We start from the raw sequence: 328 nt of genomic DNA, 5'->3' as shown, positions 1-328 counted from the left end.
GTGAGTTCGTATTCCTCGCCGATCCGTGACGAGACCCCCGCCACTCGATTGCTCGCCGTCCCCGGCAGCGGCGAGCCGGGCAGCCGGCCCCGGTCACCATGGAGGGCCGGATAGGCCCGCAGAAGAAGCATGAAGAGCATGCTTGCGGCCAGCGCCGCCAGCCCCAGGGTGACGAATGCGAACACAGCCCTCATCGGGTCAGTCCAGGTCACGTGCTTTATGCAGCGGCACGTGTTGCTCCGCCGGGTTGCCACACCGTGGCCGGACTCTAGGCGTGTCGCGCCGGGAAAAGAACAGGCGCATAGGTATATACTCATATGCGCCGCGC

At 65.9% G+C, this 328-nt stretch carries 1 protein-coding gene; it reads right to left on the bottom strand.

The window, feature by feature from the left end; genetic code table 11:
- The coding region (locus EN862_RS36685; protein ID WP_210235709.1) for a hypothetical protein at positions 1 to 194 on the bottom strand (194 nt) is incomplete at its 3' end.
- Between the last annotated feature and the right edge of the window lie 134 nt (positions 195 to 328).

It is taken from the genome of Mesorhizobium sp. M2E.F.Ca.ET.219.01.1.1 (genome assembly GCF_004016445.2).
GTDB lineage: Bacteria > Pseudomonadota > Alphaproteobacteria > Rhizobiales > Rhizobiaceae > Mesorhizobium.
The sequence above is the reverse complement of the archived record's forward strand: the minus strand, read 5'-3'. Positions and strand labels throughout refer to the sequence as shown.